The following is a 23,771-nucleotide window of genomic DNA, read 5'->3' as shown; positions in this document are numbered from 1 at the left end:
CCCGCCCAGCCCACCACCGCCCCGCACAGGACAGCCTACCACCGCCCCGCACAGGACAGCCCACCACCGCCCCGCACAGGACAGCACACCCCAGCACAGCACCGCGACCGCACCACACCCTCCCCAGCCGATTGCGCGCTTCCTTCCGTTTCGCTGGCGCTTCACTCCAGTCCAGTGCGCATCCCTCGCGCGGCGTCGAGCGACCAGCCTCACTGGCGTTCGGGGGTCGCCCCGCACGCGCCGGGGTGGAGTCGAGTACAGCCGCCCGTCTCAGAACGCCTCGACGTGCGGGCGCAGGTCGAGTTCGAGCGTCCACGCCGACCGGTCCTGCTCGACGAGGTGCCAGTAGCTCTCCGCGATGGCGTCGGGGTCGAGGTACTCGTGCTCGTTCTGGACCTCGCGCTCGGGGTGGAGGATGCCCCCGTCGATGACGACGTGGGCGACGTGGATTCCCTCGGGACCGAGTTCGCGGGCCATCGACTCCGCGAGGCCGCGGGCCCCGAACTTCGCCGCGGAGAAGGCGACCGACCCCTTGCGGCCGCGGACCGAGGTGGTCGCGCCGGTGAAGATGACGGTCCCGCCGTCGCCCTCGCGCATGTCCGCGACGGCCTCCTGCGAGCAGTGGAGCGCGCCCGTCACGCCCACGTCGAGCGCCTGCTGGAACTCGTCGTGCGAGACTGCGGAGAGCCCCTTCCACGGCGCGGCGCTGGCGTGGTTGACGAGGATATCGACCGGCCCGAACTCGTCCCTGACGGCCGCGAAACCCTCGTGAATCTGGTCGGGGTCGGTGAGGTCGGTCGGGACGGCGAGGGCGTCGCCGGCGGTCTCCTCGCGGAGGTCGGCCGCGAGGTCCGCCATGTAGTCCTCGGACCGGGCGAACAGGCCGACTGCACAGCCCTCGTCGGCGAACGTCCGGGCGAGCGACGCGCCGAGGCCGGGGCCGACACCGGCGATGACGGCAGTTCGTGTCATGTGTTGGCATATGATTGCCGGCGGAACGGGTTAGGTGTCGGGGAGGCGGTCGGCGTTGCTGGTGGAGGGACGAACCGAGAGAAAGCGGTCAGTGGTCCGCGCTCACTCGTACCGCAGCGCGTCGATGGGGTCGGTCCGGGCCGCACTCCACGCCGGGTAGAGCCCGGCCAGCACCCCGACGAGGATGCCGACCGCGACCGCGATGCCGAACCACTCGACGGGGTACGTGAGCGGGATGTCGATGTACTGGGCGCCGAGGTAGCCGGCGGCGAGGCCGAGCAGGGTGCCCAGGATGGAACCGATGATGCCGATGATGACCGCCTCGGTGATGAACAGGCCGATGATGTCGCGCTTCTGTGCGCCGACGGCCTTCATGATGCCGATCTCGCGGGTGCGCTCGGTCACCGAGACGAGCATGATGTTGGCGATGCCGATGCTGCCGACCAGCAGGGAGAGCGCCGCGATACCGATGACGAACGCCTGGAGCTGTTCGAGGACGGCCTCGAGCTGGCCGAGCAGTTCCGTGCTGGTCTGGAGTTCGTAGACGAGGTCGTCGCCCGCCAGTTCCTCGGCGTCGGATCGGTCACTGTCGAGGTAGCCCCGGGCCTGCTCCTTGGCGGCCTCGACCTGTCCCTGGCTCGTGGCCTCGACCACGACCGCGGCGAACCGCGGCGTCTCGGTGGCCTGCGAGACGAGTTCGGTGTAGTACGGGTTCAGCGGCAGGTACACCCGCGGCGACGGGTTGAACCCCTCGAAGGGCGAGCGCGAGTCCGAGGTCTCGGTGATGCCGACGACGGTCGCCTCTATCTGCTGGCCCCCCAGCAGCGTGACCGTGATGTTGTCCCCGACGGTGACGTTCTGGTCGAACGCGTTGGCCATCGCGGGGTTGAGGACGGCCTCGCGGGCACCCATCTCGAACTGCCTGCCCTCGGCTATCTCGTCCGCGTCCACGTACTCGGGGCCGGTGGCGACCACCCCGTCCTGCCTGGGGATGCGCTGGTTCTCGAAGTTCACGGTCTGGGCCGGTAAGGGCGTGTAGCCGTAGGCCGCGTCGACGGCCTCTAACTTCGCGAGTTCGTCGGTGTCGCGCTGCGTGAACACCGGTTGTGCACCCGAGAGCGGCCCCTGGTTGGAGTTGTTCTCGGGGGCGGCCCAGGTGTAGACGTTGCGCTGGTCGTCGGGGCTGACCTCGCCGATGATGCCGGCCTGCAGCGACGCGCCGAGCGTGACGAAGGTGATGACGGCGGCGACCCCGATGATGACGCCGAGCGTGGTCAGGGTCGACCGGAGCTTGTGCGAGCGGATGGCCCGCCAGGACATCCGCAGTCCGGTGAAGGGGTTCACCGTTGCACCTCCGCGAGTTCCTCGACGGACTCGATCTGCCCGTCGACGATGTTGACGACGCGCTCGGCGTGTTCGGCGATGTGGCGCTCGTGGGTGACCATCATGACCGTGTTCCCCTCGGCGTGGAGCTCCTCGAACAGGGCCATGATCTGCTCGCCGGTCTTCGTGTCGAGGTTCCCGGTCGGCTCGTCGGCGAGGATGATGGCCGGGTCCGACACGAGGGCCCGGGCGATGGCGACGCGCTGGCGCTGGCCACCAGAGAGTTCGTTCGGCACGTGGTCGAGCCGGTCACCCAGCCCGACGCGCTCGAGGATGTCGGCGGCCTGTTCGCGGCGCTCGCTCGCGCCGACGCCGCGGAAGACCAGCGGGAGGGCGACGTTCTCGACGGCGGTCATGCGGGGCATGAGGTTGAACGTCTGGAAGACGAAGCCGACCTCCTGGCCGCGGATGCGGGTCCGCTCGCGGTCCCCCATCGCGGTCACCTCCTCGCCGTTGACGTACACCTGCCCCTCGGTCGGGGTGTCCAGACAGCCGATGACGTTCATCAGCGTGGACTTCCCGGAGCCGCTGGGGCCCATCACGGCGGTGTAGGAGCCGCGGTCGATGTCGAGGGTCACCCCGTCGAGGGCGTGGACGGGCTCGCCGACCTGGTAGGTCTTTCGCACGTCGGTGAGACGGACGGCAGGTCCCTCCGTCGTGGTAGAATCCATACTTGTTGGAACACGCGGGACTGAGAAAAGCACTTCGCAGGGGGAAAGGAACTCCGTATGCCTCTGTTTCGCAACGAACTGGACGACGAAACTGATTACTCGGTTCGCCCTGCATCCGCCACCATGAAGAACACGAGCGGCACCACCGAACAGAAGCGCCGCGCCGGGGAGAGCGCGGCCGACCTCGTGGCGGACGGGATGGTCGTCGGACTCGGCACCGGCTCGACGGCCGCCCACGCCATCGAGGCCCTCGGACAGGCGGTCGACAGCGGCCTCGACATCGCGGGCATCCCGACCTCGTTCCAGTCGCGCCAGCTCGCCCTGGACCACGGCATCCCCCTGACCACGCTGGACGCGGTCGAGACCGTCGACCTCGCCATCGACGGGGCCGACCAGGTCGCGGGGTTCACGCTGGTCAAGGGCGGTGGGGCGGCCCACGCCCGCGAGAAGATCGTCGACGCGGCCGCGGACCGGTTCGTCGTCGTCGCCGACCCCTCGAAGGTCGTCGAGGGGCTGGACTACCCGGTCCCCGTCGAGGTCCTGCCGGACGCCCGGACCACCGTCGCCGACGCCGTCGTCGACCACGGGGGCGACCCGACGCTCCGGCAGGCCGAACGCAAGGACGGCCCGGTCGTCACCGACAACGGGAACGTCGTCCTCGACTGCGACTTCGGGACCGTCGCGGACCCGGCCGAACTCGCCACCGCCCTGTCGGCACTCCCGGGCGTGGTGGAGCACGGGCTGTTCGTCGACATGGCCGACGAGGTACACGTGGGGCTGGACGACGGCGTCGAACGACGCACGCGCTGAGCAGGTCAGCGCGGGCGCTATCCGGGTGAAAAGTGGTTAGAAGTGAAAGCGACCGAGTTTACAGGTCGCGCGGCTGGACCGTCTTCCGGTCGTTCGCCTCGGCGCGTCGGGCGGCGTCCTCGAGGAGCTCGGCGACTTCCTCGTCGAGTGCGTCGTAGAAGTCCGATGCGACGTTCTTGTCCTTGAGCGCTTCCTTAACGGCTGCCTTGACGATGAGGTCTGCCATACGGGCGGTGGTTCCCACGCCCCCTTTATAATACTTGCTGTATGTTGCGGTGACAGGCCGTGAGACCGGCGTGTAGCGGGGGTCCCTTTCATCTCGAGGAAGCGGAATGTTCAGGAGAAAATCGCAAGACAGCGCCGGGTTATGACGGATTCTCGATGGCCACATAGATAACCAACAGAAATGCCCGATGGCGAATCTCGGGGGCGTCTCCGCCCCGACTGCGGGTTCTGGCGCGCACTCGACGGCTCGCGCGCGCCCAGCTGACGCCTCGCGCGCAGGCCGCCCCGTCCGTGACGGGACGTGATAGCCGAGCGACACGCCAGCCCACCGGGTTCGACTATCGGGAAGTTTTGTTTCGGTTTCAGAAACAAACGCGAGAGTCATCGCGAACTCCATCGAGTAGAGGAAAATGTTGCTTTCTCTTTCCCGAATTTGGGTGAGAATCTGGAACAGGTATTTGGTGATGTGTTGCCAAGCATGCGCTACCGGCACCCCACCGCCGGAGACTACCATGCCAACGTGTGATAATTGCGGTGCGCACGTCTCTGAACAGTTCGCCCGCGTCTTCGCCGACGAACACGGACGGATCCTCGCCTGTGTGAGCTGCTCGGCGAACGCAGGTATCGCGGAAGAAGCTCGGCGACGCGCGCGGACGACGTGACGACGCGACGGCCGCAACCACCACGCGAAGCCTTTCTGTACCCGGCCGGCCACACCACGACCAGTGAGTGACCACTACGTCTACGTCCTCGAGTGTGCCGACGGGACCCTGTACACGGGCTACACCACGGACGTCGAGCGCCGCGTGGCGGAACACGACGCGGGCGAGGGTGCGAAGTACACCCGCGGGCGGACCCCGGTCGAACTCCGCTACCGGGAGTCGTTCGACTCGAAGTCGGCCGCGATGGCCCGCGAGTACGAGATCAAGCAGCTCTCGCGCCGCCAGAAGGAGGCGCTCATCGAAGGAGACTCCGGATAGAGTCGGCGATGGGGGCTTCGAGCCCGGTCTCCCGGAAGCTCGGCGCCGGGTTCACGTCCACGGCGTAGGGCTCGCCATCGACCGATATCACGTCGACGCCGACCCCGTGGGCCCCCGTCCGGCGCGCCAGCTCGCGCACCTTCGCCGCGAGGTCGGGGTCGGGGTCGCGCCGCCCGAGGACGCGCTTCTCCCCGCCGAGCTTCGAGGCGGCCTCTAACACCCGGACGTGGTACTGCTCGCCGTCGTCGACGCAGTAGTACTTGTGGTCGACCGGGTCCGCCGGCAGCAGCGGCTGGTAGAAGTCGCCCTCGCCGTTGCGGACCGGGACGCCCTCCCAGCTCCGGAGCGTCTTCGCGACGTACTCGCCCTCGGGCGGCGTGAACGAGACGGGCGGCGTCCGGAACCCGACCGTCTCCAGCGCGTGGAGCCCGACGAGGCGGAACGCGAAGATACAGTACGCGACGAAGTCGTTCCAGGCGGGGACGCCGCAGTCGGCCGCCAGCCGGAGCGTCGTGAACGTCGCCGGCCGGGTCTTCTTGGCCACGATGGCGTCGAGGTCGGCGACCGTCGTCCGGTCCAGTGGTGCCTCGGGGTCGTAGAACGTGACCACGACGCCGCGCTCGCGAAGGGTGTCGGCGACCGCGGCGAAGACCGTGTGGTCGGGGGCACAGAGGATGCCAACCCGTGACTCGTCGGCCATGCGACGACGTACGCGCGGACGCGACAAAAGGTCCTCAGTCGTCGGCGACGGCGTGCCCGTCGTCCTGGCAGCGCGCGTCGAACCGGCGGGCCGCCGCGACGACGGCCTCGCCGAGGGCGGCGACGCGCTCTTCGATGTCCTCGTCGGTGAACACCCGGCCGCCGGGGGCGTCGGGGGCCGCCTCGAACTTGTCGTAGGCGCCCCGGATGCCGACCTGCTCGGGGACGACGTGGCCGTGGACGCCCCGGACCGTGCTTCGCATGTGCTCCAGCGTCGGGCCGTAGGAGCCGCCACCGGCGGTCGCGAGCAGGCCGACGACGGTGTCCTCGTACTCGTCGAAACTGCAGAAGTCGTGGAAGTTCTTCAGCGCACCCGAGTACGAGCCGTGGTAGACCGGCGACCCGAGGATGACGGCGTCGGCCTCCCGGACCCGCCGGACGTGCTCTGTGACGCCCTGGTCGTCCTCGTCGGGGTCGAACATGGGGACGTCGGCCTCGCGCAGGTCGAGCAGGTCGGTCTCGGCACCCGCGGCCGCAGCGGCGGCCAGGGCGTGCACCAGTGCGGTTCGCGTGTAGCTCTCCTCTCGTAGACTGCCACTGACCGCCAGGACGGTCGGTGCTCCACTCATCGGCGGTTCTCGGGGGTGCACAGGTAAAAGCTCGTCAGTTTTACCGATGGTAATTCACTCGCGTCGACAGGAACGTGGCAGGGTGTGCGGTCGGGGAGTGCTCACGTCGCGACGTGGACCGTCGGCTCGGTCGGGTGCGCCCGGGTGAGCAGGTTGAACACCGGCGAGCGCCGCGGGAACGACTTGATGCGGTCGATGTCGGCCTCGCTCAGGTCCGCGCCGGTCACCTGCACCTCGACGTCGAGGTCGCCGAGCATCTCGGCGGCGCGGTCCTCGTCGTGGATGCCGAGCAGGACGCGGGGGTCGAACGGGACCGAGACGGTCGTCGTCACGTCCTCGACGGCGATGCCCTCCCGCATGGCGTTGAGCTGGACCGTCCCGTTGATGCAGGCCGTGAGGCCGGCGAGCGCGAGTTCGATGGCCTCGCACCGGTCCACGGGGTCGACGTACCCCATCGCGTCCTCCATCTCGGCCGGCAGGCCGACGTCGATGGTGTACTCGCGATCGTGGCCGCGGGCCTCCTCGCCCATGACGAACTCGCCGATGGTCGACTTGGTGTGGACCGCCACGTCCTCGGTCGTGCCCGTGGCACTGAACTCGATGGTGGCCGCGGCCGGGTTCTCCGCGACCCAGTCGACGAACGTGTCGTGGGCCGCGCGGTCGATACCCTGTACTCGCTGTGTCTTCTCGACTGGCATGATGGGTTCCGTGCCGGTAGGTAGGCCTCGTGAGCCGATAAGCCGTCTCGCGGGGGGCTGGAGAGTCTCGGTGGAAGTAAAGTTATTTGAGCGTGTGCGCGCAATCGACACGTGTAGGATACAGAGACGGGTAGTCTGTGCGAAACCGAAGCAAGAAGAAGGGCCGACGATCGTGCCAGCGATCGCCGGTGTCACTCGGACTGCTCGTCAGACGATGCGAACACCGCAACGGCGATCAGAATCCAACCGGATTCCAGACCCTGTGCCAGCAGGGTGACACCGCCCGATGCGAGTGTTACGCGGAGGCCCTTTCCGATTCTCACTCACCTCCGCCGATTCGTTGTTTCACGACGCAGAGCGGTGTGCGTCGTCGCCCCGAGACGGGACTCGCGCCGCTCTAGGGCGCTAATGGTAATATCGAACGGGCGGGTTAAAGTCCTGTTCGTACCGGAGTGAAAGTGAACGCCGTCGGTGGGATTTATCGCCCGGGCAGGTGATGGACCCCACATGGACGCCATCTCCTTCGGGACCGACGGCTGGCGAGCGACGCTCGACGAGTTCACCGCCCCTCGCGTCCGGATGGTCGGACAGGCGGTCGCCACCTACCTCCGCGACGAGGGTCGCGGCGGCGAGACGGTCGCGGTCGGCTACGACGCCCGCGAGTCCTCGCCCGGGTTCGCCGAGGAACTGGCCCGGGTGCTCTGTGCGAACGGGTTCGACGTGGTCCTGCCCGACCGCGACCGCCCGACACCCCTGACGGCGTGGCAGATCCGCCACCGCGACCTCGCGGGCGCCCTGATGCTCACCGCGAGTCACAACCCGCCGGAGTACAACGGCGTGAAGTTCATCCCCGACGACGCCGCCCCCGCCCTCCCCGAGGTCACCGACGCCATCGAGGCGCGCCTCGCGGAACCCGACCCACTCCCGGAGGAGGACCACGGCACCGTCAAGGAGGTCGACTTCGTCCCCCCACACTTCGACCACGCGCGCGACCTCGTCCCGGACGACCTCTCCGGCCTGACCGTCGTCTACGACGCGATGCACGGCTCCGGCCGCGACACCACCGACCGCCTGCTGGAGGAGGCTGGCGCGACCGTCGAGCGCATCCGGTGTGCGACCGACCCCGAGTTCGGCGGCACCCCGCCGGAACCGAGCGCCGAGAACCTCGAAGAGCTGGTCGAGACCGTGCGCGAGACCGACGCCGACCTCGGCATCGCCAACGACGGCGACGCCGACCGCCTCGCGGTCGTCACGCCCGAGCGCGGCTTCCTCGACGAGAACCTCTTCTTCGCCGCGACCTACGACTACCTGCTCGAATCGGACTCGGGCCCCGTGGTCCGGACCGTCTCGACCACGTTCCTGCTCGACCGCATCGCCGAGGCCCATGGGCAAGACGTCGTCGAGACCCCGGTCGGCTTCAAGTGGGTCGCCCAGGCCATGCAGGAGCACGACGCCCTGATGGCCGGCGAGGAATCGGGCGGGTTCACCGTCCGCGGCCACATCCCCGAGAAGGACGGCGTGTTCATGGCCCTGCTCGCCGCCGCGGTCGCCCACGAGAAGCCCTACGACGAGCGCGTGGACGACCTGCTGGCCGAACACGGCGAGATCCACCAGAACAAGGTGAGCGTGGACTGCCCCGACAGCGAGAAGGCGCGGGTGGTCGACGACCTGAGCGACGAGATTCCCGAGTCCGTCGCCGGCGCGGCGGTCGCCGACGTGGTCACGAAAGACGGCTTCAAACTCCTGCTCGAAGACGGCTCGTGGGTGCTCGTCCGCCCGAGCGGGACCGAACCGAAGATGCGGGTCTACGCCGAGGCCGACAGCGCGACCCGCGTCACCGAGTTGCTGGCCGACGGCCGGGACCTGGTCGAGTCGCTGGTCTGAGGCGAGACTGAACCTTTTTCGGGTTTCCGACAGAAGTACGGGTATGTCCTCCAGAGCCCTGCAAGTCGGGTACGGTGCGTTCGTCCTCCTCGTGATGGGGTACGCCATCCTCACCCGGAACCTCCTGCTCGGCCTCCTCGTCGCGGTGGTCGTCCCCGGTGTCCTGTACCTCGGCTACGTGATGCTCCAGTTGCTGCGTCGCCTCGTCGTCGCCCTCGAACGCATCGCCGACAACGTCGAGGCCGGCGACGTGGACCGACTCCGGACCGACGGGAGCGAGCGACAGGACGACGACGAGGACCGCGAGGTCTCGGAACTGTTCGACTGACCGCCCGACTGAAAGCTTATCCGGCCAGCGCCAACACCGACAGCCATGCCCAGACAGACCGTCGTCGACGCGGCCTACCTGGTCGTCATCGCCATCGCCCTCTTCGTCGGGCTGGTCGAGGACGCCATCGTCTTCGCGCTGGTGTTCGCCCTCGCCCTCCGGTTCCTGCTCGTCGCCGAGCGCATCGAGACGCACCTCCGGGAGTAGTCAGTCCAGTACGCCCCAGAGCCGCCCGTCCCGTTCTCGAATCTCGAACCCCAGGTCCTCGTAGAAGGGCCGCACGTCCGGGTCGAAGGCGGCGGTGAGCCGGCCCTTTCGCGCGTTCGCGGCGGCGACCAGCGCCGACCCGATGCCCTGCCCCCGTCGCCGCCGCCGGACCGCGATTGCGTCGAGGTGGGGACCCCCCGGTTTCGGGTCGAGAACCGCCGCCCCGAGGACCCGGTCGTCCGCCACCGCGACCAGCGCGTCGCCCCGGTCGATGGCCGCCGGGACCGCGTCGGTCCGGAGCATCGCGGCGTCGAGGACGGCCTCGACGGCCTCGCGTTCCTCGGGGCGGGCCTCGCGCACTCGCATGCGAGCCACTACGTGGTGGCCGGAAGAAAGCTACCGGAATCCGCCGGCCCGGCCTCAATCCATAGGCACGCCTGTTAGCCGGCTGGGGACAGTCGTCCCTGACATGACAGAGACGCCCAGCGACGCGCCCGGCATCGACATGCACGACCTGGACGGAACGCTCGCCGACGAGTCCTTCCCGCTGGAGAAATCGCGGCTGCTCGACGAGTACGGCGACCACGAGGTGTCGTTCGCCAACGGCGGGAGCACGACCCTCGACGACGTGCTCTCGCCCGCGGGCATCGAGACGTTCGAGGACGTACAGGGCATCCGCGAGATGGTCGTCACGATGGTCGACGCGGACGCCATCGGCGAGAAGGGACAGACCGGCCGCGGGACGGCGAGCGACGCGGCACTGGACGAACGGGCCGCGATGGACGAGGCCGCCGAATCCGAGTCGCTCTGAGTGGGCCTCAGGTACCCGTCGCCGCGTCGCGATGCTCGTCGATCTCGGCGAGCAGCTCGGCTATCTCCGGCCGGTCGAACGTCGATTTTCCCGCGTGACTCCAGACGAGTGCGGGCTCCTCGCCGCGGGTGTCGAGCAGCACCGCCTCCGGCATCCGCCCGAAGAAGTCGCTGAATCTGCCCAGGATGCCGTAGCGGACCGGCTGGTCGTAGGCGTCGCCCGTGGCGGCGTCGGGGTCCGCGAGCAGGGGATACGGCAGGTCGTAGCTGTCCTGCCAGTCCCGGACCTTCTCGGCCGGTTCGGGGACGATGGAGGCGACCTCGGTGTTCCGGGCCTCGAACTCGTCGTACCGCGATTTCACCTGCTGGACCTGCTTGCGGCAGTTGACGCAGTGGTAGTCGCGCTGGAACAGCAGGAGGACGAAGTCGTGGTCGGCCGCGAGGTCGGCGAGCGAGCAGGGGTCCGGCCCCGGCCCGACGTTCGCCAGCGAGAAGGACTCGGGCATCTACCCACCCTTGATGAGCCGCAGTACGGTTACCTCGGCCGACGCGACGGGCTGGTCCTCCGGGACGGGCCGGCCGTCCACGAGGACGCTCACCTCGTGCGGGCTCAGGTCGAGCTCGCGCAGGAGGTCGGCGTAGGTCGGGTCGGGGAGGTCCAGTTCGTGGGTCCCCTCGCCCTTGACGTCCACGGTGACCTGCATGGCCGGCCCTTGCCGGCCCGCGGGCCTAAGCGTGTCGTTGCCGGTGGTCAGGCCGGCGGGACGCCGCCCGTGTCCTCACCAGCCACGGTCGATTCGTCCTCGGTCGCGGGTGCGGCGCGGTCCCGGCCGGAGCCGTACCGGTCGTACAGCACCAGCGCGAGGGCGCCGAGGCCGAGCAGGAAGACGGCGAAGTTGACGATGTCGCCGACCCAGCTCAGCATGTTGAACAGGGCGCCGAACAGCAGCCCGACGACCAGCGCCAGCCAGCGGTTGTCGCCGCCGGCCTTGCCGACCAGCCAGGTGCCGACCGCGAAGCGGCCGTAGATGACGGCGACCCACGCGACCAGCGCGAACAGCCCCGCCCCGATGAGGGTGATGGGGATGCCGATGATGGTCAGCGCGATGACCACGAGCGCGACGGGCACCGCGATCAGCGCCAGCAGGCCCACGCCACCGCTCTTGGCCGGCTCACCGATGGCCGTCTCGGCCACCCGGCGCGAGAAGCCGGGCAGGACGAGCAGGAGGATGGCACCGACGGCGAGGTTCACGAGGAACCCGTAGACGGCGAACACGCCCTCGGCGAAGTCCTCGGCGACCGAGACGCCGAAGTCGGAGCTCCCGATGGACTCGTCCCTGACGACGGGCCCGGCGATGCTGGCCCGGTCGACGCCGACCAGTTCGTCGGCGTCGTAGCGGAACTCACCGCCGACGACCGCGGTGTCGGTCAGGCGGATGACGTCCGCGCCGAGCGAGACGTCGCCCTGGATCTCGCCGGCGATGGTCGCGTCGGCCGCACCGGCGCTCAGTTTCCCGGCGATGACGGCACCCTCCTGCACGCGGAGGGTGGCGGTCCCGGCGTTCACGTCACCGCCGACGCGGCCGGCGATGTCGATGCTGGCCGCGGCGACGTTCACGTCACCCGTGACGACGCCGGTGTCCTCGATGCGGACGTCGGCGGCCGCCCCGTTCAGGTCACCCTGGACGGTCCCGCGGACGACGACGGTCGCCCCGACCACGTCGAGACCCCGGACCGTCTCGCCCTCGTCGACGACGAAGGTGCCGGCGACGACCGACTCCGCACCGACCGCTCCCGGGACGGACCCGAGGACGACCAGCAAGGTGACGAGCAGTACGACAAATCTCTTTCTGGAACTGATTACTCTCATGTGTAGAAATTCACCCGACGAGGAGATATACACATATGCTGATTTACAAAAACTGAGAAGGATGTCACGGCCCCGCACGGCTCGTCTCGGGGGCTTTATGAACGGGCCAGCCTTCCGTTCGCCCATGAGCGAGGCCGACGAGACCGGCGCACGACCCGGGGGGCGCAACGAGGTCTGGATCGAGAAGTACCGGCCGGACTCCCTAGACGACGTTGTCGGGCACGAGGACATCATCGGACGCCTGCAGAGCTACATCTCGAAGGACGAACTGCCCCACCTCATGTTCGCGGGGCCGGCCGGCGTCGGTAAATGTGTAACTGGGGAGACCCCAGTTCTGACGAATCGCGGTGTCGAGCGTATCGAGGATGTCGTCGGCGACGCAGATGGGTTCGCGGAACCAGACGACGACCTTCAGGTAGTCACCTTCGACGCGCAGGGGAACTTCGAGTACGTGACGCCGTCGAAGGTGTTCGGGAAGCAGGCCGACAACGTAGTCGAAGTGGCCACCCGCGATGGGAATCAGGTGACGGTCACGCCGGAACACCGACTGCTCGTCCTCTCTGCTGACGGCCTCGAATGGCGGCAGGCCCAAGACGTAGAAGCAGGTGACAGGGTCGTTCGACCGCGTAACACGCCGGTTCCAGAGGGAGAGGCGGAACTCGACTGGCTCGACCAGGTCGACCCCAACCGAATCCACGCCGATGTCTCGGCGGGCTTCGCGGCGGAACACAACCTGACTTATCAAGAGACCACCGACCGCGTGCCGCTGTCGACCCTCCTTGACCTCGACACTTCGCGTGACCGACTTTACACCGAGATAGACCGAATCGAGTACGTCAACGCCAACGGGTACGCTTCGACGCCGATCGAGGTCACGAACGAGGTGACGCCCCGGCTCGCATCGTTCCTCGGACTCGCGGTGAGCGAAGCACGAATCGACAACGGCCGAATCCGGTTCTACAACACCGACGACGCACTTCTCGACGAGTTCGAGCAGACCGTCGTCGACCTGTTCGGACTCGAACCGACTCGGGGTGAACAGGGCGGAACCCCCTTCGTTCGGGTCATCTCTCAGACGCTCACGCACTTCCTCGAGTCCTGCTTCGACGTGTTCGATGGGGCCACGACTGGCGACGGTATCGGCTCCACACTCGTCCGTGCCGACGACGAATCACGGGCCGCATTCTGCCGGGCGATGTTCGACGCAGAGGGGTACGTCGCGGACAACGGTATTCTGGAACTTACGCAGAAGAACGGCGGCCACATCACACTCCTCTCGTATCTGCTCTCCAGTTTCGGTATCCCGTCCAGACGGACGGTGAAGCGAAAGGCCGCAACGAACGGGAGTGGCAAGAAGCGGGAGTATCACGTCCTCTCGATATCAGGTGCGCCGAACGTTCGACGGTTCGAGGATGCCATCGGCTTCACCATCGACTACAAAGCCGAGGCACTCGCGAAGCACACCGAGAAAGACTCGAACCCGAACCACGACACGATACCGGTGCAGTCGGCGGTCGACGACGTCTGTCAGCGACTACACATCGACAAGAACAGCGTCGTCCCCGAGAGCCTGAACCCGGAGACGCCCGGCAGAGAGAACTACGAGACCGCCCTCAGAACGCTTCTTGACGAGGCGAACGAACGACTCGAGACGGCACAGGTCGTCCACGAGGCGATGGCCGAGATTCGAGCCGACATCGAGGCCGTCTCGAAGACACCAGCAACGTGGGTGAGGTCCCGTGAACAGCTCGGACCACTCACGACGCGCAAGGAGGTCGCAGCGGAGACCGGCGTCCGAACCGACCGGCTACTCGAATACTCGGATGGCCGTCGGGCACCGACCGCGAGACGGGCGGAAGAGATACTGGTGACGCTCGGTGAGTCGGAGGGGACACCGCCGGTCCGAACGGTTCAGAACGAACTGGCTTCGGCCATCGACGCGCTCGGCGTCTCGTTCAATAGAGTCGGCGACGAGGCAGGTATTCGTGGGGCAGATGTGGCGAATCTCGTCCGGACAGAGGACCACGACATCGCTTCTCTCACCCGGTTCGAGACGGTCACCGAGGCTATCGAATCCATCGCGAACGATATGCTCTCGGTCGACGTACTCGACTCGATTCAGAAACTGGAGGCACTCGTCAGTGCCGACCTGTACTACGACGAGGTCGAATCCGTCGACCCGGTCGACGAGGAAACTCGCGTGTACGACCTGACGGTCCCGGAGAGCCACAACTACGTCGCAGGTGCGGTCCCCACCGTGATGCACAACACCGCTTCGGCCGTGTCCATCGCCAAGGAGATCTACGGCGACGAGTGGCGCGAGAACTTCCTCGAACTCAACGCCTCGGACCAGCGCGGCATCGACGTGGTCCGCGACCGCATCAAGAACTTCGCGCGCACGTCCTTCGGTGGCTACGACTACCGCATCATCTTCCTCGACGAGGCCGACGCGCTGACCTCCGACGCGCAGTCCGCCCTGCGCCGGACGATGGAGCAGTTCTCGAACAACACGCGCTTCATCCTCTCGTGTAACTACTCCAGCCAGATCATCGACCCCATCCAGTCGCGGTGTGCCGTCTTCCGGTTCACCCAGCTCTCGGACGAGGCGGTCGGCGAGCAGGTCCGCTACATCGCCGGCGAGGAGGGCATCCCCCTCACCGACGAGGGCGTCGACGCGCTCGTCTACGCGGCCGACGGCGACATGCGCAAGGCCATCAACGCGCTCCAGGCCGCCTCCGTCATGGGCGACGAGGTGACCGAGGAGACCGTCTACGCCATCACCGCCACGGCGCGCCCCGAGGAGGTCGAGGCGATGGTCACCGACGCCATCGAGGGCGACTTCATCGCGGCCCGCGCGAAACTCGACGAACTCCTGACCGAACGCGGGCTGGCCGGCGGCGACATCATCGACCAGCTCCACCGCTCGGCGTGGGAGTTCGACCTCTCCGAGGAAGCCGCGGTCCGCCTGATGGACCGCGTCGGCGAGGCCGACTTCCGCATCACCCAGGGTGCGAGCGAGCGCGTCCAGCTCGAGGCGCTGCTGGCGTCGCTCGCGCTCGACTGACTCCCCGGACCACCCGGAAGACGTATTTTCGAGGCCGGTTTTCCGATATATCAACCGACAGGTCGTATCAACGGCCGCGACATTTATACCAGAGAACAGCATCGATTGGTACTGTTTCGGGAGGGTAGCATGACCGACGACACCACAGAGGTCCTCATCGTCGAGGACAACACGGAGCTGGCGAGCCTCTACGTATCCTGGCTGGGCGACCGATGGGACGTACGTAGTGTGACCGACGGGGCGTCCGCCATCGAGGCCGTCACAGCGACGACGGACGTGGTCGTCCTCGACCGTCGGTTACCGGGCATCTCGGGCGACGAGGTGCTCCAGCAGCTCCGGGCGGCAGGCTTCGACTGCCAGGTCGTCATCGTCACCGCCGTCGAGCCCGACTTCGACATCGTCGAGATGGGCTTCGACGACTACCTCGTCAAACCGGTCGACGCGTCGACGCTCAACCGGTGCATCCGCCGGCTCGAACGTCGGTCGGCCTACGACGCGGAGCTCCGGGAGTACTACTCGCAGGTCACGAAGAAGGCCGTCCTCGAGGCGCGCAAGTCCGAGGCGGCACTCGACGACAGCGACGAGTACACCGAACTCAGAGAGCGCGTCGAGACGCAGGCCGACCGGGCCGACCAGTTGCTCGACGAGTTGCTCACGGACACGGCCGACCACGCCCACCTGTTCCACGGGCTGCTCGAGTCGGACCCGGGTGCGGCGTCGAACTGATATTCGGAGCGTCTCGTCACGTCTCGTCGGCCGGCGTCTCCACGCCTTCGAAGTCGAACTGCACACCGCCAGCCTCGCTCTCGTCGACCGACACCGCCCAGCCGTGGGCCGAGGCGATCTCCTGGACGATGGTGAGGCCGAAGCCCGTCCCCTCGTCGCTGGTCGTGTAGCCCGACTCGAAGACCGTCTCGCGTTCCCCCGGCGGGATACCACAGCCGGAGTCGGCGACGTAGAAGCCCGCCGCGTCCTCGGCCGGCTCGCCGGGCAACACCCCCACTGTCACCGTGAGCGACGACCCGTCCTCGCGGTAGCCGGCGTCGCCGTCGACCGGACAGCCGTGGAGCACCGCGTTCCGGAAGAGGTTCTCGAACAGCTCGACGAGCCGGTCACGGTCGGCGAGCAGCGTCGTGTCCTCGACGACCGCCAGTTCGGCCCCGCCGGTCTGGACGCCGGCCCACGCCTGCGTCGCGACCTCGGCGAGGCTGACCGGGTCGAGCGACCCGACCACGTCCCCCTGTCGGGAGAGCGTGAGCAGGTCGTCGATGAGGTTGCTCATGCGCTCGTGGGCGTGGCGTATCTCCTCGAAGTGTTCGGGGTCGCCCACGTCCTGGGCGAGTGTGAGGTAGCCCTGGGCGATGGAGAGGGGGTTGCGCAGGTCGTGGCTGACGATGCTCGCGAAGGCGTCGAGGCGCTCGTTCTGGCGCTCGAGTTCGCGCTGTCTGGCCTTCTCCTCCGTGATGTCGGTGTAGATGGCGAAGCCCTGGAGGCTGCGTTCGCCGCGCTCGAACGGGACGACGTGGAGCAGGATGTCCCGGACCTCGTCGTGGGTCCGGCGCTGGGTCGTCACGTGGAGGCTCTCGCCCGCCATGAGCTTCTCGTTCAGGCGCTTGGCCTCGTCCTCGCGCCCCTCGGGGACGATGTACTCGTCGATGTCCTCGCCGCGGATCTCGTCGGCCGCCCAGCCGAAGACCCGCTCGAACGTCGCGTTCACGTCCTGGACGCGCAGCGCACCGTCCTCGTAGGCGAAGCGGACGACCGGGTCGGGGACGTTCTCGAACAGGGCCGACAGTCGGTCGCGCTCGCGTCGGAGCCGCTCCTCGGCCTGCAGGCGTTCGACCGTCTCGGCGACGTGGCTCACCAGCAGTTCCGCGAGTTCGCGGTCGCGCTCGCCGAACGCGTCGGTCTCGCAGGAGCCGGCCTGCAGGATGCCGATGTCGCCGATCGGGACGGAGAGGACGGAGCGGTACGGGCCCGTGGGCGAGGCGTCCGGGTGCGCCTCGGTGTCGGGGACGAGGATGGACTCGCCCTCCTGGTAGCTGCGCCCGGCGACGCCCTCGTCGGCCGGCAGGGTGCCGTAGCCCGACGACTTCAGCTCCTCGGAGACCGCCCGCGGGACGAAGTAGCCGTCCTCGACCGTGTCGATGCCGACGATGTCGAGGTCGAGGATCTGCTCGGCCGCCCGGATGGCCACCTCGAACACCTCCGCTTCGGTGTCGCAGGCGACCATCTCCGCGGCGACCGTGTGCAGGCGCTCGATCTTCGCCCGGCTGGCCTCGAGTTCGGACTCGGCGGCGTCGGTGCCGGCCCGCAGCCGCCAGCGCACCTCGTCCCGGAGGCGGTCGTATCGGCCGTCGTCGCGGACGAACCCGTCCGCGTGACAGGGGACCGACCCGGGCTCGACGGCGGCGAAGACGACGGTCGGGACGCCGGTACCGGCCTCGCAGGCGTCCCGGACCACCGGGTCGGCCGGGTCGTCGGCGACGACGAGGCAGGCGGCCGCGGTCGTCGCGAGCCACTCGCCGAGTGCCTCGGGGGCGACCGTCTCCGTCGGCCGCACGTCGAGGGCGGTCGCTACGGCCGACCGTCTCTCGGCCGTCCTGGCGGTCACGACGACGGGGGGAGCGTCGGGCATTCGAGCATCACATCCGGTCCACCGGGGTGGAGTCGGGTTCGATACGCGGCCACTATACGGGGGAGACGGTTAATGTTGCCGCCCGAACGTCAGTTCAGCCGCCAGATGTCGTAGTTCAACACGGCGGCGAAGCTCACCCACAGCAGGTAGGGCACCAGCAACGCGGCGGCGGGCCGGTCGACCCGGCGGAACGCCCAGATGGTCGCGACCACGAGCACCCACAGCACCGCGATGACGGCCAGCCCGAGGCCGGGGTTCTGTGCCCCGAAGAACGCGGGCGTCCAGGCGACGTTGAACACCATCTGGAGGGCGAACGCGCCGAGGGCGACCCGGCGCTCGCCGGACTCGTCGGCGCGCCAGACGCGGTACAGCGCCACGCCGAGCAGCGAGAACAGGAGCGTCCAGACCACGCCGAACGCCCAGCCCGGCGGGTAGAACCACGGTTTCTCGAGCGCGAGGAACCACTCGCTGCCGGGGCCGCCGATGACCGCGGCCGCGCCCCCGACGAGGTTGACGAGGACGACGAAGCCGACGATGCGCAACAGTTCGTCGCGCGAGGGCAGGTCGAGGCCCGAGCGCGTGCTACCGGAGGTTGACATGGGAGACGGTACGCGACCACCCCGGATAGCGGTGTGGTCGAACTGGTTTGGTTCACGGTGGGACGCGTCGAATCGTGGACCGGACGGCGTCAGCCGTCGTCCGTCCGGCGCCGGGCCGCGAGGAGGCCGGCGACCACGACGACCGCCAGTGCGGCCGGAATCGCGCCTGCGGCCGGTCCCAGTGGGATGCTCCAGTTCTCCCCGGCGCGGGTCGTCGTCCGGGTGGCGAACGCGTCTCGCTCGAAGACGAGCGTCGGGGGCGCCCCCGAGTCGACCGTCGTCGCGTACGTCACCTCGTCGCCGCGCGTGCGGGTGACGTACCCTTCGGCTCCCGACGACGGCTCCCACCAGTACGGGACCGTGACGGTGAGGCGGTCGCCGGAGCCGAGTTCGGCGGTGAAGGCGTCGCCGACGGCCTGCCGGTCGTCACCGTCGCCGAGGAACCCCTCCCAGGTGGCGTAGGCAGAGACCGACACCCAGCCGTGTGTCGCGTTCCGGGTCGCCGGCCCCGGGAAGTAGTCGGTGTGCTGGACGGTCCGCGCCGGGTCCGCGAGCGAGTCGTCCCCGTCGGCGGCCGCCTCGAACACCCGGCGGACCGTCGCGTTGCCCTCGAACCAGGGCGTCGCGAGGTCACCCGCGCTGGCGGCCTCGGCCTCGCTCTGGTTCCGGGCGGGGTAGCGTACCGTGAACCGGACGGTCGCGTCGCCGTCCGCGTCCACGAGGACCGACAGTTCGTGGGTCGCGTTCTCGGGCGTCGGCGCGACAGCCGCGGTGGTAGCCAGCGCCGGGTCACGTCCGCTCGCCCCTGCGCCGGGCGCGCTCGCGCCAGCCACGGCACTCAGGAGGACGCACGCGAGCAGGCAGACGGCGAGCGGACGGGGGGCGGACATCGTGTCAGGGACTACCGCCCTGCTTGCCCTTGCCGTTTCCGTTGCCGCCGCCGTTTCCGTTGCCGCCGCCGTTTCCGTTGCCGCCGCCGTTGCCCGGGTCGACCACCGTCACCTCGGTGGTGCCCCGGAGCAGCGTCTCACCACCCGACAGGGCGGCGAACAGCGGCGGCGCGGAGGACCCGGTGTCGAGCGCGTCGAGCAGGTCCTCGCGGGGGAACTTGACCTCGACGTAGGTCCGGCCGTCCCGGGTCGTCGTCGGCGGGTTCCTCACGAACCCGTACTGTTCGTCGGACACCACGGGGACGCCGGCGAACGCGACCGAGTCGAATCGCAGGTCGTCCGCCGCCGTTCCCTCGGGCAGCCCGACCTGGGCGGTCACCCACCTGCCTTCCGACCTCGCGTTGAGCCGGTCCGGCGAGAGGTCCACGTCACAGGTGGCCACCGCCGGGGCGGTGTCGGTCTCCTCGTCCCCGACCGTCCCGGTCGTGGTGTAGGTGAGCCGCCCGTCGATGAAGGCGACGCCGTCGCGCTCGGTGACGGAGAGGTCGCCGTCGTCGACGACGGTGCGGCGGTACTCGATGGCATCCGGGACCGTGAGGTCCGGCCGGTCCTCGAGCGCGTGGCGCAGCCGGTGTGCCGAGACGGAGAACGTCGCCTCGACCGACCGCGGCAGTGAGACGACGGTCGTCGTCGGCGTCTGGTAGACGGACGCGCCCTCGACCTCGTTCACCACCTCGCCGGTCTCCTCGTCGACACCGACGCGCCGGCCGTCGTCGGTCACCGCCAGCACGTCCAGCGGTGGGATGGGTTCCTCGTGCGAGCCACTGCTGTACTCGTCGGCGAGGTCCTGCAGGCCGCCGAGGACGTCGACGATGAGCCGGTAGCTGTCGCCGAGCAGGTCGGTGTCGCGGTGCAGGTTCACGGTCCCGCTCCCGTCCTCGCCGTCGCTGACGAGTTCGAACGTGGTGGCGGATGCCGGGTCGGTGAGGGTGTCGCCCTCGTTCGCCAGCGTGTGCGCGTCGATGTCGCCCGACGACGGCGGCATCGCCTCGATGGAGATGGCGTCGGCGTCGTTCAGCGTGAAGTTCGGCGCGTCCGGCACCTCCCCGTCGAGGATGTCCGCGACGAATTCCTCCAGCCCGGAGACCGAGCCATCGACGGTGATACCGTTGAACCGGTAGAGTTGCACTCCGCTCTCTGCGTCCTTGTCGGGGGTCTTCCAGAGGTCGTACCCGTCCGGACTCGTGAGCGCGAGGCCGCCGTCGCGCCCTTCGACGATGTAGAGCCCGAGCTGGGGGTCCGCGTCGACGTCGACCTCGTCGAGCGACACCTCGATATCGACGTTGGCCCACGCCGAGACGACGTAGTCCGCGGCGTCGCCGACCTGTTTCTCCGTCAGCGGGTCGACCTCGACCTCGACGTCCTCGACGACGTGGGGCGTGACGTCGGCGTCGAGCCAGCCGTTCTCGTAGTTGTAGGGGTCGCTGCCGAGGGTGCGACAGAACGAGGAGACGACCTTCCCGTCCCGGCCGCCCATCAGCCCCCAGCCGTTGATGACGCCGAAGTTCTGGAACGGCGTCGGGATGTCGTAGAGGTCCGGGAAGCCGACCTGCTGGTCGGGACCGAGGCTGTGCCCGAACTCGTGGAGCCACGTGTCGACGTGCATCGGCGCGTACATCGCGTCGATGGTGCCACTCGGCGTCTCGAACGGCGTCATGCCGACGATCTCGCCGGGGTCGATGGTCGCCTTGAGCACCGGGATGGTGAACTCCTTCATGGGCTCGCCGCGCCAGACGGAGCGACTGAGACCCCACTGGTCGTCGCCCCCGACCGACCGCGTCGTGTCCTTCCCGTTGGTCACGAGGGCGGTGTCGTACTGGTCGAAGTCGACGTCGAGGTCGGTCGCGGCCGCCGACAGCGCGTCCGTGACGAAGTCGAAGGTGTTGCTGCCGGGGACCTCGTCGATGTGTTCCCCGTCGTTGTCGGTGTCGGGCTGGGCGTAGTGGTCCCACTCTTCGGAGAGCGCGACCCACCCGGCGTCGAGGGCACCCGTGTTCGCCGTCGTGAAGTTCACGAACTCCACGTCGAAGCCCTGTGCGCCCATGCTCCCGAGACCGCTCGCGTAGTACCGGTTCAGGTACTCGAGCTTCTGCCGGAGGTGAGCGCGTAAACCGGCGTCGACCAGCTGGGGCGTCGTGTCGGACGCGCGTGCCGCGACCGCGGCGACCGTGTCGACCTGGTCGAACGCGAAGGTGTGGAAGTCCCCGAGGGTCGCGACGGTCTCGCCGACGCTCTCGTCGATGACGCGGACCGAGACCTCGTACTCGAACCCACGTTCGAGCGAGTCGATGAGCGGGAGTTCGGCCGCGGCCGGCAACGCGTCGTCGAACAGGACCGTCCCGTCGTCGGTCGTCGTCTTCGAGAGGACCTGCGTGTAGGTCGTGGCCCGCCCGTCGGCGATGTCGAGCGAGTCGCCGCGCCAGGCGCCGAAGACGGTCGCCACCGCGGTCAGGTCGGCCGGGTCGGCGGAGCCGGGGTCGAGTTCGACCGACAGGTCGGGGGCCTCGTCGCGCTCGACCGCCGTCGGCGGGGGCGACACGTCCACCACGCTGGCGGGCGTGGTCTCGGCCTCGCCGCGGCGGATGGTCACGGGGTCGTCGGTGTCGAGTGGGATGCGCTCGACGGTCGGCTCCGTCACCTCGACGGCGAGGCGGGCGTTGGACCACGCCGCCGAGACGTGCCCGCGCACCCGCGCCGTCAGCGTCTGGTCGCCCGATTCGGGCACCTGGACGGTCCGCGAGAGCGAGCGCATCCGGTTCGTGTGCTCCTCGACGTAGGCCGTCCCGTCGCGGACCTCGCAGGTCCCGACGGTCGGGGTGTCGCTGTACCCGTCACCCCGCGGCTGGTTCTCGCAGGTCCAGCCGTCGAGGCTGTCGAAGGACTCGTCGAGCGCGCCGGGCAGTCGGACGTAGTCGGCCTGGACCCAGGACTTCGTGTTCTCGTAGGTGTAGGTGTGGCGACCGTCGGCCTGGAGGCGGACGCGGACGCGCTGGCCGGCGTACGCCGACAGGTCGAGGGAGACCTCCTGCCAGTCGGTCGTGCGCGACTCGCTGCTGTAGTCGTTCTGGAGGTCGAACGCCCGCAGCGACTCGGTCGTCTCGGCCTCCCCCTGCCGGAGCAGGTGCCACTCGTCGATACCGCTCTTGAAGTCCGGCGTGAGCGTCACAGCGAACTCGTCGTCGAGGCCGCCACGGAACGCCCCGCCGTCGGTGTTCTTCGCGAGCCAGTACCAGTCCACCTCGGTGTCGAGGGTCGGCTCGTCGCCGTCGAAGTCCTCGGGATCGTCCTGGACGACCCAGCTGCCGCCCGAGGCGACCGTCTCGACTGTCAGGTCGTCGACCCAGAAGTACGTGTCCGCGTGGTCGAAGTTGCTGCAGTACCGCGACGGTTCGAGCGCGAACCAGAGCGAGACCGGGCCGTCGACGGCCGCCTGCACCGTCACCGACCCGCCGCGCCGACCGCCTGGGCTGCCCGCACCCTGGACGTCCGTGCCAGAGACGACCTCGTACTCGATGGCGTTGCCGTCTGCGTCACGGAGTTCCCAGTCGGGGATCTCGTACCACTCGTCGGCCGCGGTCTCCCACGAGAACGAGACCTCCAGGGTCCCGGACTGCTCGCCGAGGTCGTGGACCGCCGTCGCCGTGTTGCACCTGTAGACGCGAAAGCGCATGCGCCCGTCGTCGGTCGAAACGCCGGCGTTCGACGTGGTCGAGGTGTCCCAGGCGTCGAGCGTGTCGAAGTCGTCGGTGAACACCGTCTCGCCGGCCTCGCCGACCGGGAGGCCGTCGAACGAGATGGTCGCGCGACCGTCGCTCCCGTCGTCGGGGGCGTCGTGGAGTACCCCGAGGCTCGTCCCCTCCGGCCCGTCGAACAGGAAGACGTTGCTGACGTTCGAGCGTGTGATGTCGAGGCTCGGTCTGGCCGTCTGGTCGCCGTCGCCGCCCCAGCCGTAGAACTCGACGACCGATTCGCCGGTCGAGAGCGGTGTCAGCTCCCACTGGTCGTCGCCCTGTTCCGCCAGCAACGGCAGGGACCCGTCCCCGGTCGATCCGTCAGCAGCGGCCCCCGCGGAGAACGCCGCGGGTCCCAGCGAGGACACCGCGAGCGACTGCAGGAAGCGTCGGCGGTCGAAGCCGCCGGCCCCGGTACTATCACCATTATCGTTGGTCACTGGCCATCACCATGCGACAAACGTGTGCACTACCCTGTAATATCATTTTTGGGTAAATTCAGTCTCGATTGGTATACTGTGGTGGTCGGCAGCGAGAGGGCGCGCCGTCCCGCGACCGTCTCGACCCCGCCGCCGGTCGGCTCGCTGTCCCGTGTTCGTCTCACACCGTCGTCGTCTCGAACA

24 protein-coding genes are annotated in these 23,771 nt (G+C 68.7%); 9 read left to right on the top strand and 15 right to left on the bottom strand.

The genetic code is table 11. From position 1 onward, the window contains the following. Positions 1-270 precede the first annotated feature (270 nt). The 3 genes from NOV86_RS11625 to NOV86_RS11615 all read right to left on the bottom strand — a co-directional run bounded on the left by NOV86_RS11625 (position 271) and on the right by NOV86_RS11615 (position 3,026). Positions 271-972 carry an SDR family NAD(P)-dependent oxidoreductase gene (locus NOV86_RS11625; protein WP_267641559.1) on the bottom strand — a complete coding sequence of 234 codons (702 nt, stop codon included), beginning with the start codon at positions 970-972 and terminating at the stop codon, positions 271-273. Positions 973-1,074: 102 nt separating this feature from the next. Continuing rightward, on the bottom strand, positions 1,075-2,316 hold the full coding sequence (locus tag NOV86_RS11620; RefSeq protein WP_267641558.1) for an ABC transporter permease: 1,242 nt from the start codon (positions 2,314-2,316) through the stop codon (positions 1,075-1,077). After that, a complete protein-coding gene (locus tag NOV86_RS11615) occupies positions 2,313-3,026 on the bottom strand; it encodes an ABC transporter ATP-binding protein (protein WP_267641557.1) in 714 nt (237 codons plus the stop codon). Before NOV86_RS11615 ends, NOV86_RS11620 begins: the two co-directional genes overlap by 4 nt. A 123-nt stretch (positions 3,027-3,149) precedes the next feature. On the opposite strand from NOV86_RS11615, the gene rpiA reads away from it, so the two are divergent. Then, a complete protein-coding gene (rpiA, locus tag NOV86_RS11610) occupies positions 3,150-3,836 on the top strand; it encodes a ribose-5-phosphate isomerase RpiA (RefSeq protein WP_267641556.1) in 687 nt (228 codons plus the stop codon). A 58-nt stretch (positions 3,837-3,894) separates the two neighbouring features. Here the strand turns inward: rpiA and NOV86_RS11605 are convergent, their stop codons facing one another. Continuing rightward, positions 3,895-4,062, bottom strand: a complete 168-nt coding sequence (locus NOV86_RS11605) for a DUF1931 family protein (RefSeq protein ID WP_261649355.1) — start codon at positions 4,060-4,062, stop codon at positions 3,895-3,897. Between the two features lie 511 nt (positions 4,063-4,573). Between NOV86_RS11605 and NOV86_RS23400 the strand changes: the two genes are divergently transcribed. Next, positions 4,574-4,723, top strand: a complete 150-nt coding sequence (locus NOV86_RS23400) for a DUF7563 family protein (RefSeq protein WP_435320101.1) — start codon at positions 4,574-4,576, stop codon at positions 4,721-4,723. Between the two features lie 63 nt (positions 4,724-4,786). Beyond that, positions 4,787-5,041, top strand: coding sequence for a GIY-YIG nuclease family protein (locus NOV86_RS11600; RefSeq protein WP_267641555.1), 255 nt, complete (start codon positions 4,787-4,789; stop codon positions 5,039-5,041). Here the strand turns inward: NOV86_RS11600 and NOV86_RS11595 are convergent. The 3 genes from NOV86_RS11595 to NOV86_RS11585 all read right to left on the bottom strand — a co-directional run bounded on the left by NOV86_RS11595 (position 5,019) and on the right by NOV86_RS11585 (position 7,067). After that, positions 5,019-5,741: an ATP-grasp domain-containing protein gene (locus NOV86_RS11595; RefSeq protein ID WP_267641554.1), complete on the bottom strand. Its 723-nt coding sequence runs from the start codon at positions 5,739-5,741 to the stop codon at positions 5,019-5,021. The two genes, NOV86_RS11600 and NOV86_RS11595, sit on opposite strands and share 23 nt — an antisense overlap. 34 nt (positions 5,742-5,775) lie before the next feature. After that, entirely contained in the window at positions 5,776-6,369 is a 594-nt protein-coding gene (locus NOV86_RS11590; protein ID WP_267641553.1) for an NADPH-dependent FMN reductase, read from the bottom strand. A gap of 101 nt (positions 6,370-6,470) precedes the next feature. Further along, positions 6,471-7,067 (bottom strand): OsmC family protein, encoded by a 597-nt coding sequence (locus NOV86_RS11585; RefSeq protein ID WP_267641552.1) that lies wholly within the window; start codon positions 7,065-7,067, stop codon positions 6,471-6,473. Between the two features lie 507 nt (positions 7,068-7,574). On the opposite strand from NOV86_RS11585, the gene NOV86_RS11580 reads away from it, so the two are divergent. The 3 genes from NOV86_RS11580 to NOV86_RS11570 are packed head-to-tail and all read left to right on the top strand — an operon-like array spanning position 7,575 to position 9,486. Then, entirely contained in the window at positions 7,575-8,951 is a 1,377-nt protein-coding gene (locus NOV86_RS11580) for a phosphoglucomutase/phosphomannomutase family protein (RefSeq protein ID WP_267641551.1), read from the top strand. A gap of 43 nt (positions 8,952-8,994) precedes the next feature. Then, positions 8,995-9,279 (top strand): DUF8066 domain-containing protein, encoded by a 285-nt coding sequence (locus NOV86_RS11575; protein WP_267641550.1) that lies wholly within the window; start codon positions 8,995-8,997, stop codon positions 9,277-9,279. A 45-nt stretch (positions 9,280-9,324) separates the two neighbouring features. Continuing rightward, entirely contained in the window at positions 9,325-9,486 is a 162-nt protein-coding gene (locus NOV86_RS11570) for a hypothetical protein (RefSeq protein WP_267641549.1), read from the top strand. Here NOV86_RS11570 and NOV86_RS11565 read toward each other — a convergent pair whose 3' ends face one another. Beyond that, a complete protein-coding gene (locus tag NOV86_RS11565; protein WP_267641548.1) occupies positions 9,487-9,852 on the bottom strand; it encodes a GNAT family N-acetyltransferase in 366 nt (121 codons plus the stop codon). A 103-nt stretch (positions 9,853-9,955) separates the two neighbouring features. On the opposite strand from NOV86_RS11565, the gene NOV86_RS11560 reads away from it, so the two are divergent. After that, on the top strand, positions 9,956-10,297 hold the full coding sequence (locus NOV86_RS11560; protein WP_267641547.1) for a DUF5789 family protein: 342 nt from the start codon (positions 9,956-9,958) through the stop codon (positions 10,295-10,297). A gap of 7 nt (positions 10,298-10,304) precedes the next feature. Here NOV86_RS11560 and NOV86_RS11555 read toward each other — a convergent pair whose 3' ends face one another. From NOV86_RS11555 to NOV86_RS11545, 3 genes are read right to left on the bottom strand one after another with little or no spacing between them, the layout of a single operon-like run. Further along, complete coding sequence (locus tag NOV86_RS11555) at positions 10,305-10,802, bottom strand: peroxiredoxin family protein (protein WP_267641546.1); 498 nt, start codon at positions 10,800-10,802, stop codon at positions 10,305-10,307. Beyond that, positions 10,803-11,000 carry a ubiquitin-like small modifier protein SAMP2 gene (gene samp2 / locus NOV86_RS11550; protein WP_267641545.1) on the bottom strand — a complete coding sequence of 66 codons (198 nt, stop codon included), beginning with the start codon at positions 10,998-11,000 and terminating at the stop codon, positions 10,803-10,805. It lies immediately after the preceding gene. A gap of 47 nt (positions 11,001-11,047) precedes the next feature. Further along, the gene (locus NOV86_RS11545) at positions 11,048-12,166 is read right to left on the bottom strand and encodes a bactofilin family protein (RefSeq protein ID WP_267641544.1); all 1,119 of its coding nucleotides are present in this window, start codon (positions 12,164-12,166) and stop codon (positions 11,048-11,050) included. 124 nt (positions 12,167-12,290) lie between these two features. On the opposite strand from NOV86_RS11545, the gene NOV86_RS11535 reads away from it, so the two are divergent. Both NOV86_RS11535 and NOV86_RS11525 read left to right on the top strand, forming a co-directional pair. Then, a complete protein-coding gene (locus NOV86_RS11535; RefSeq protein WP_368408743.1) occupies positions 12,291-15,230 on the top strand; it encodes a replication factor C small subunit in 2,940 nt (979 codons plus the stop codon). A gap of 129 nt (positions 15,231-15,359) precedes the next feature. Further along, positions 15,360-15,956 (top strand): HalX domain-containing protein, encoded by a 597-nt coding sequence (locus NOV86_RS11525; protein WP_267641543.1) that lies wholly within the window; start codon positions 15,360-15,362, stop codon positions 15,954-15,956. 16 nt (positions 15,957-15,972) lie between these two features. On the opposite strand, the gene NOV86_RS11520 is transcribed toward NOV86_RS11525, so the two are convergent. From NOV86_RS11520 to NOV86_RS11505, 4 genes are all read right to left on the bottom strand, one after another. Continuing rightward, on the bottom strand, positions 15,973-17,868 hold the full coding sequence (locus NOV86_RS11520) for an ATP-binding protein (RefSeq protein ID WP_267641542.1): 1,896 nt from the start codon (positions 17,866-17,868) through the stop codon (positions 15,973-15,975). Positions 17,869-17,957: 89 nt separating this feature from the next. Beyond that, positions 17,958-18,467, bottom strand: a complete 510-nt coding sequence (locus tag NOV86_RS11515; protein ID WP_267641541.1) for a TspO/MBR family protein — start codon at positions 18,465-18,467, stop codon at positions 17,958-17,960. 89 nt (positions 18,468-18,556) lie between these two features. Further along, positions 18,557-19,357, bottom strand: coding sequence for a DUF7345 domain-containing protein (locus NOV86_RS11510; protein ID WP_267641539.1), 801 nt, complete (start codon positions 19,355-19,357; stop codon positions 18,557-18,559). A 4-nt stretch (positions 19,358-19,361) separates the two neighbouring features. Next, positions 19,362-23,588, bottom strand: a complete 4,227-nt coding sequence (locus tag NOV86_RS11505; protein ID WP_267641538.1) for a metallopeptidase domain-containing protein — start codon at positions 23,586-23,588, stop codon at positions 19,362-19,364. Between the last annotated feature and the right edge of the window lie 183 nt (positions 23,589-23,771).

It is taken from the genome of Haloarchaeobius amylolyticus (assembly GCF_026616195.1).
Lineage (GTDB): Archaea > Halobacteriota > Halobacteria > Halobacteriales > Natrialbaceae > Haloarchaeobius > Haloarchaeobius amylolyticus.
This window is presented reverse-complemented; position numbering and strand designations above follow the sequence as displayed.

Excerpts from the sequence above, each read along its gene's own strand:
- NOV86_RS11615 (WP_267641557.1), bottom strand. The coding sequence starts at position 3,026 with ATGGATTCTACCACGACGGAGGGACCTGCCGTCCGTCTCACCGACGTG.
- NOV86_RS11535 (WP_368408743.1), top strand. The coding sequence starts at position 12,291 with ATGAGCGAGGCCGACGAGACCGGCGCACGACCCGGGGGGCGCAACGAG.
- rpiA (WP_267641556.1), top strand. The coding sequence starts at position 3,150 with ATGAAGAACACGAGCGGCACCACCGAACAGAAGCGCCGCGCCGGGGAG.
- NOV86_RS11585 (WP_267641552.1), bottom strand. The coding sequence starts at position 7,067 with ATGCCAGTCGAGAAGACACAGCGAGTACAGGGTATCGACCGCGCGGCC.
- NOV86_RS11545 (WP_267641544.1), bottom strand. The coding sequence starts at position 12,166 with ATGAGAGTAATCAGTTCCAGAAAGAGATTTGTCGTACTGCTCGTCACC.
- NOV86_RS11575 (WP_267641550.1), top strand. The coding sequence starts at position 8,995 with ATGTCCTCCAGAGCCCTGCAAGTCGGGTACGGTGCGTTCGTCCTCCTC.
- NOV86_RS11510 (WP_267641539.1), bottom strand. The coding sequence starts at position 19,357 with ATGTCCGCCCCCCGTCCGCTCGCCGTCTGCCTGCTCGCGTGCGTCCTC.
- NOV86_RS11525 (WP_267641543.1), top strand. The coding sequence starts at position 15,360 with ATGACCGACGACACCACAGAGGTCCTCATCGTCGAGGACAACACGGAG.
- NOV86_RS11580 (WP_267641551.1), top strand. The coding sequence starts at position 7,575 with ATGGACGCCATCTCCTTCGGGACCGACGGCTGGCGAGCGACGCTCGAC.
- NOV86_RS11595 (WP_267641554.1), bottom strand. The coding sequence starts at position 5,741 with ATGGCCGACGAGTCACGGGTTGGCATCCTCTGTGCCCCCGACCACACG.
- NOV86_RS11560 (WP_267641547.1), top strand. The coding sequence starts at position 9,956 with ATGACAGAGACGCCCAGCGACGCGCCCGGCATCGACATGCACGACCTG.
- NOV86_RS11520 (WP_267641542.1), bottom strand. The coding sequence starts at position 17,868 with ATGCCCGACGCTCCCCCCGTCGTCGTGACCGCCAGGACGGCCGAGAGA.
- NOV86_RS11515 (WP_267641541.1), bottom strand. The coding sequence starts at position 18,467 with ATGTCAACCTCCGGTAGCACGCGCTCGGGCCTCGACCTGCCCTCGCGC.
- NOV86_RS11555 (WP_267641546.1), bottom strand. The coding sequence starts at position 10,802 with ATGCCCGAGTCCTTCTCGCTGGCGAACGTCGGGCCGGGGCCGGACCCC.
- NOV86_RS11565 (WP_267641548.1), bottom strand. The coding sequence starts at position 9,852 with ATGCGAGTGCGCGAGGCCCGCCCCGAGGAACGCGAGGCCGTCGAGGCC.
- NOV86_RS11625 (WP_267641559.1), bottom strand. The coding sequence starts at position 972 with ATGACACGAACTGCCGTCATCGCCGGTGTCGGCCCCGGCCTCGGCGCG.
- NOV86_RS23400 (WP_435320101.1), top strand. The coding sequence starts at position 4,574 with ATGCCAACGTGTGATAATTGCGGTGCGCACGTCTCTGAACAGTTCGCC.
- samp2 (WP_267641545.1), bottom strand. The coding sequence starts at position 11,000 with ATGCAGGTCACCGTGGACGTCAAGGGCGAGGGGACCCACGAACTGGAC.
- NOV86_RS11590 (WP_267641553.1), bottom strand. The coding sequence starts at position 6,369 with ATGAGTGGAGCACCGACCGTCCTGGCGGTCAGTGGCAGTCTACGAGAG.
- NOV86_RS11570 (WP_267641549.1), top strand. The coding sequence starts at position 9,325 with ATGCCCAGACAGACCGTCGTCGACGCGGCCTACCTGGTCGTCATCGCC.
- NOV86_RS11605 (WP_261649355.1), bottom strand. The coding sequence starts at position 4,062 with ATGGCAGACCTCATCGTCAAGGCAGCCGTTAAGGAAGCGCTCAAGGAC.